This window comes from Bradyrhizobium sp. Mp27 (assembly GCF_029953005.1).
Classification (GTDB): Bacteria; Pseudomonadota; Alphaproteobacteria; order Rhizobiales; family Xanthobacteraceae; genus Bradyrhizobium; species Bradyrhizobium barranii.
This window is the reverse complement of record NZ_JASAUS010000276.1, coordinates 1-5765: the sequence shown is the minus strand read 5'-3', so window position 1 is coordinate 5765 and position 5765 is coordinate 1. Positions and strand designations below refer to the sequence as shown.

The following is a 5765-nucleotide window of genomic DNA, read 5'->3' as shown; positions in this document are numbered from 1 at the left end:
TGCCGAAAGTCATCGCCGGTGTAAAGTTCATCGACGGAATCGAAGTCATTCCGAACACTGAAAGCCACGCCGCCTGATCAGGCCGCGTCACCCAAAATCAGCCATAGCTCGGGTTTTAGAGATTCGCGACAACTTTGACGGCGATACGTACCGGGCCGTCTACACAACGCGTTTGGAGGGCGTCCTATACGTCCCACACGCGTTCCAGAAGAAATCCACCAGCGGGATTGCGCCCCCGCAACGGCACATAGACCTGGTCCGGCAGCGCTTGCGCGAAGCCGAGGCCATCCACAAGGCAACAAAGGGAGAGCGATGATAAGCACCAAAACGAAGCTGCCCGCCCACACCAAGGGCTCGGGCAACATTTTTGCTGATCTCGGCCTGCCCAACGCAGAGGAACATCAGCTCAAAGCTGCACTGGTGGTGCAGTTAAAACGGCTGATGGCCGAGCGGGAGGTCACCCAGACCGACGCCGCCAAGCTGGTCGAGATGAAGCAGCCAGACTCGTCCAAGGTACTCCGTGGGCAATTCAAGCTGGTTTCAATAGAAAAAGCTGATGCGCATGCTTTTCACGGTTCAACGAGGCTCTGCTTTAGGCCGCCCTACTCCGCGGCTTCAGCGGGAGCACTCTTTAGCTCCGAGAACTTCGCCGCCATGGTCGGATTGCCCCGGGTCAGCTTCTTGATCGTCACGTCCTGCGCCTTATCGTTCGCAAGGCGGAGATTGCGGTCGGCGCCGATCAAGGCATCCTTGGTCTTCTGCAGGTGATCGATGGACTTATCGATCTCGGCGATCGCCGTCTGGAAATTTCGGGAGGCGAGGTCGTAATTCTTGGCGAACCCGTTCTTGAACGTTTCCAACTGGTTTTCGAACTGGGTGATGTCGATATTCTGAGCCTTAACCAGCGCCAGCTCGGTCTTGAACTTCAGCGAGTTAAGAGAGGCATTCCGCAACAGCGTGATCATCGGCAGAAAGAACTGCGGCCGGATGACGTACATCTTCGGATAGCGGTGGAAGACGTCGACGATGCCGCTGTTGTAAAGTTCGCTATCGGGCTCCAGCAGTGAGACCAAGATGGCGTATTCACAACCCTTCTCGGTGCGATCCCGGTCGAGTTCCCTGAGGAAATCCTCGTTCTTGCTCTTCGTCGCCGTCCTGTCGCTCTCGTTTTTCATCTCAAACATGATCGAGATGATCTCGGTGCCGGCCTCGTCCGCGTCGCGGAAGATGTAATCGCCCTTGCTGCCCGTCCGCGCGTCGTTGTCTTTCTCGAAATACGCCCGCGGAAAAGCCATCGAGCGCACCCGGTTGAACTCGGTCTCGCAGTGCTGCTCAAGGGTCTCACCAACCATCTTGGTCGAGAGACGCGCCTTCATGTCCTTAAGACGCTCGATCGCGTCGTCGCGATCCTTGATCTGCGTTTCGTACTTGTCCTTGAGCGACTGCTCGGAGAGCTGTTTTTCAAGCTGGACCTGCTTGATGCAGTTCTTCAGCTCATCGCGCTCTTTCTCCACGGCGCCGACGGCTTCGGTCACGGCGAGCTTCTTCTCCAGCTCGACGGCCTGAAGCTTAGCCTTCAGCTCCTGGATTTCTTTTTCCTTGGCGGCCGTGATCTTGTGCTGCTCGCTGGCCAAAAGCGCCTCAGCAAGCTCTGAGGCAGCCTTCTTCTCGCGTTCCGCCTGTGCGAGCGCGTTCGCCAGCGTGTCACGCTCCTTCTCGACCACGCTGAGCGCTTCGGTGACAGCAAGCTTCTGAGCGACTTCGCTCCCCTCAAGCTTGGACTTCAACTCCTGGATTTCAGCATCCTTGGCAGCGGCGGTCTTCTGCAGATCGCTGCTGACCTGGGCCCTGGTCAGTTCAACAGCGCTCTGCTTGTCGCGCTCGGCCAGTTCCAGCCGTTCATGGAGTTGCTGTGAGAAATCGGCGTCACGGACCTGCTTCAGGATCGCGGCATAGCCGGATTCATCGACCTTGAAGGCCTTCTCGCAGTGGGGACAGATGATCTCGTGCATGTTTCCTGTCCGGGCCGTGATGTTGTCATTTAAAATGGGACGGGCCGGCAGAATCGGGCCGTACAAGAACAAAATTAGAACAAGCGAATTTGAAGGGTCAAGCCATGCGCCGCGATTTTGCGCACTTTGCTTTGGCAATCCCCGCCTTTCAAAGACCTCGGCGCAGAATTATCAGCGTCAGAACTTCAGAGCAGTCGATTCCAGCTTGAAGTGACGCTTGACGAGCTCCGCAAGCCGCCGGCAGAGCAGGTCATCCGAGCGGATCAATTTTGCTGTCGCCTGTGCATGCGTCTCTTCCCCCGCCGCGAGCTGCAGCAGGGCCGCACGCAATGCCGCATCGACGTCGTCGTTGGACTTGGCGGGGCCACCAAGATTGCGCGAGAGGTCCTCATAAGCTTTCAGTATCCCGCGCTCGGCGGCCGTAGAGAGTTCCGTCTTGGGGTCGGTCACAATCAATGTGTCGTTTAGACCTCGTAGGTCTCTGGAGAGCAGAAAGGCCAGGACTCTCCCGGCGGCGTTGGTGCCGTCCTGGCCAAGCTGCCCGCAGCCACCTGGTGCAGCACACATCTTCTCGTGATGCTTGACGAAATCGATCTTCTTGCAGAAATGAAGGATCAGACTGGAATCGAGCAGGAATTCCGCCGTGTGCTCCGAATTCCAGTACCAGACTCCGCCGACCTGTCGCAGCGGCCCCTCTTCCTTTGTGGGGTCGTAGGGGGTAACCGGCAGCTTGCTCAAGTCCTTGTCGGAAATCATGAAGCGGTAGGCGTGGTTCTTGTATTTGCGAACCTCCACCCAATAGATCTTTCGGCGTGCGACGATGTCGGCAAATTAAAAGTGAACTGGACGCAGCCGTAACGCGAGCCATTGTGCCAGTTGTTGGGAGATAACCAGACGACCGTCGTGCGGGAGTCGTTGAGGATACACTCGTCGTAGATCAACCCTCGGGTAACCTGCCCATCAGCTAGTATACGTAAGGCCGGCCCGGTGTGCGTGACATGATGCACGGTCGACAGCACCGAAGCGGTGCCGGCAACGCCTGCGGCCGTCACCGTGCAAGCGTACGGTTTCCATGGGGTCGTCATAAGAAATCCGTCGCCATGATCATCAGCATCATCGGCTTTCGGGGACATCGCCCGGCTTGATGCAGCGCACCAGAAGCCGCCCTTGCGCTCTCGTCCCGAACTATACAGGTTGTGTGCTAAGCTTAACCACAACCTGGAAAGCCGAACCGTGTCAACCGACAGAATCCAGACCACGCTAGCCGATCGAGCCCTGGCACTCGCTGCCAATGTCGCTGTCTTCTACATCGGCCTGTATGTCGCATCGGGAAACCTCTTGCCGACCGGCGGGCTCGAAAGCGTTTGGTTCTTAAGCGGCCTTGCACTCTGGTTTCTGGCGCTGCTTTCGGCACCCTGGTTCGTGCCACCAAAAGACGCTCTCGCCAACGCCATTGGCGCCATGGCCATCCTGATTACGGCTGACCTCGGAGCGACCGGGGCTCTTAAGCCTCATCTCGAGGTCATGCGTTGGACTGCGGTAATCTGCTGCCTCGCCTCTATGGCGGGAGCGATGGTCGCCCTGTTATTCACGACAAGAACAAACGATCCCCCGTCGGGCGGTTTTTCTTTCGGGCCACCGATGCTTTCGGCCAGGGCGAGCTGCTCTACACGCCACCGGCGCTGATCAGCATCATCGGCGCCTACCAGAGCAGCCTGACCACGGTCGCCTGGCTGACAATGCTGTGGACATTGATCGCGATCGGCAGGCCTTTTGAGCGGCTGATCGCCGCCTGGAAGCACTGGCAGGCAGAAAAAGCCAGGGTCATTACCTCCCCGACGGTAGGCATCATCGAACGCATTGATCACCCCGATATCGTCAGGGTCAGGCTGTCGCGGCACAGCTCGTGGAAGCCGGGCATGCTGCACACCGCGGCCATGTCAAATGGTGATCAGCACTATGTCATGGCTCTGTTCGCTCAGGTCCAGGGACTGGACGTGATGGGGACCGGTCTTTGCGTGGCTGAGCTGCAGGACAGGATAGTGCTGGCTGAAGGAGACGTCATCCAGTCGCACTCCCCCGAGAAGGCAGCGAAGTTCATAGAAAACCTGAGCGGCACGGCCGGGTCCGTGCTGGTCGGATTCACCGTCGAGAACTCGAACATCGGCATCTTGCGCTTCGAGGTCTCGGCCGCATCCGAGTTGGCAGAAGGCCAGGTCGTTTTTGTGCGCGTGAATGGAATGGACGTCTTTTACCAGATCCTCGACGCCCAGACGGCGGAAGAGAGCTTTGACCAGAACCCGCGCGGCACGCACATCGTCAACGCCGTGCAGCTGGGTTGTTATTCGCCGGAGGACGGCTTCACCAAGTTTGGCTGGCTTTCAACCATGAACACGCCAGTGTTCTGGGCGAAAGAGCGCGTATTTCCGGCTCCCATTGCCAAGCAGGGCGAGTTTCCCATTGGCGTCGTGCCGTCAACCAATATCGGCGTGATGGCCAATATCGACGATCTGGTTCAGTTTCACACGGCCGTTCTCGGCGTCACCGGCACGGGCAAGACCGAACTCGCGCTTGATATCGTCTGCGAGGCCGCCAAGAATGATTTCAGGATTTTCTGTGTGGATTTCACAGGCGAGTACAAGGCCCGGCTCGCCGACCTGAAGCCCATCTTTCCGGCGCCGACGCAGAAAGAAACGGACGACCTTGAGCAGAAACTGTTCGCTGTCGAAACGACGCCCTGCGGCGCGCCCGCGGAGAAAGCCGCCCTGAAGACCGCCCTCACCCAGATCAAGGGCGGCGTCGACAAGCAGATCAACGACTTTCTGGTCGGCAATGATCCGCTGGCAATACTTGAGTTGACCGAAATCTCGAACACTAAGGCAACGCTGAGGATCACCGAGCTGTACCTGTCAACGATCATGGCCTGGGCCCGGGCCAACCGGCAGGCGCGCAAGGTTCTCATTGTCCTCGAAGAAGCCCACACCATCATTCCGGAGACGTTCAGCTCGGGTTTTGACAGCGAAACGCAATGGGTCGTCAGTCGGATCGGGCAAATTGCATTGCAAGGCCGGAAGTACGGCGTAGGTCTTCTGGTCATCAGCCAGCGGATCGCGCTGGTGAGCAAGACGATCCTTTCCCAGTGTAACACCTTCCTGACACATAGCCTGATCTATCAGACCAGCCTCAATTTCCTGGAGAGTGTGTACAGCACACAGCATGTCCGCTCGATTCCAAATCTCGGCCGCTTCCAGTTTCTGGCGGCCGGCAAGGCCATCAAGGCTGAACGCCCGATCCTTCTTGGCCGTCCATTCGATCAAGCCAAGAAAGACGCGAGCGATGCGTTACGAAAGCAACCGCCGGGAGCTGCTGCTGCCGCGGCAGGATAAGGCCGCCAGGCTCAGCTCCCGAAACGCGCCGCTTCAATACTCTTGATAAACCGCAAAACCGCGGTCACAGAATCGAAAATGAACCGGGCTTCCGGATGGTTTGGCAGCACATTGTCGTGGGCCAGGGAATTGTTGTTGCGGACGAAGTTGAACTTCTCGAAGACACCGATCGCGTTCTTGATGATCTGCTTACTCATGTCGGTGAGCTGATGCCCTTGGTCCAGGGCTTTGACGTATTTGCCCACCCGGCTGTGCAGGGAGCTATGGCTGATTTTGGGTGACGCGGCCTGATCAGGCGGCGTGGCTTTCAGTGTTCGGAATGACTTCGATTCCGTCGATGAACTTTACACCGGCGATGACTTTCGGC

Annotated in this window: 5 protein-coding genes and 1 pseudogene; 3 read left to right on the top strand and 3 right to left on the bottom strand. The window is 58.0% G+C overall.

Translation table 11 applies throughout. The annotated features are described in order from the left end of the window. Nucleotides 1–73 precede the first annotated feature (73 nt). Nucleotides 74–316 (top strand): type II toxin-antitoxin system RelE/ParE family toxin, encoded by a 243-nt coding sequence (locus QJT78_RS47720; RefSeq protein ID WP_348652435.1) that lies wholly within the window; start codon nucleotides 74–76, stop codon nucleotides 314–316. Then, nucleotides 313–540 (top strand): annotated as a pseudogene (locus QJT78_RS47715) (XRE family transcriptional regulator); the annotation flags it as partial. The gene QJT78_RS47720 and the pseudogene QJT78_RS47715, both read left to right, overlap by 4 nt. A gap of 62 nt (nucleotides 541–602) precedes the next feature. Here QJT78_RS47715 and QJT78_RS47710 read toward each other — a convergent pair. Further along, nucleotides 603–2012 carry a DUF2130 domain-containing protein gene (locus tag QJT78_RS47710; protein ID WP_028154271.1) on the bottom strand — a complete coding sequence of 470 codons (1410 nt, stop codon included), beginning with the start codon at nucleotides 2010–2012 and terminating at the stop codon, nucleotides 603–605. A gap of 177 nt (nucleotides 2013–2189) precedes the next feature. Next, nucleotides 2190–2807: a hypothetical protein gene (locus QJT78_RS47705; RefSeq protein ID WP_038953870.1), complete on the bottom strand. Its 618-nt coding sequence runs from the start codon at nucleotides 2805–2807 to the stop codon at nucleotides 2190–2192. Between the two features lie 734 nt (nucleotides 2808–3541). On the opposite strand from QJT78_RS47705, the gene QJT78_RS47700 reads away from it, so the two are divergent. Continuing rightward, nucleotides 3542–5398, top strand: a complete 1857-nt coding sequence (locus QJT78_RS47700; RefSeq protein ID WP_212491454.1) for a DUF87 domain-containing protein — start codon at nucleotides 3542–3544, stop codon at nucleotides 5396–5398. 11 nt (nucleotides 5399–5409) lie between these two features. On the opposite strand, the gene QJT78_RS47695 is transcribed toward QJT78_RS47700, so the two are convergent. After that, nucleotides 5410–5643: an abortive infection family protein gene (locus tag QJT78_RS47695; protein ID WP_028154268.1), complete on the bottom strand. Its 234-nt coding sequence runs from the start codon at nucleotides 5641–5643 to the stop codon at nucleotides 5410–5412. Between the last annotated feature and the right edge of the window lie 122 nt (nucleotides 5644–5765).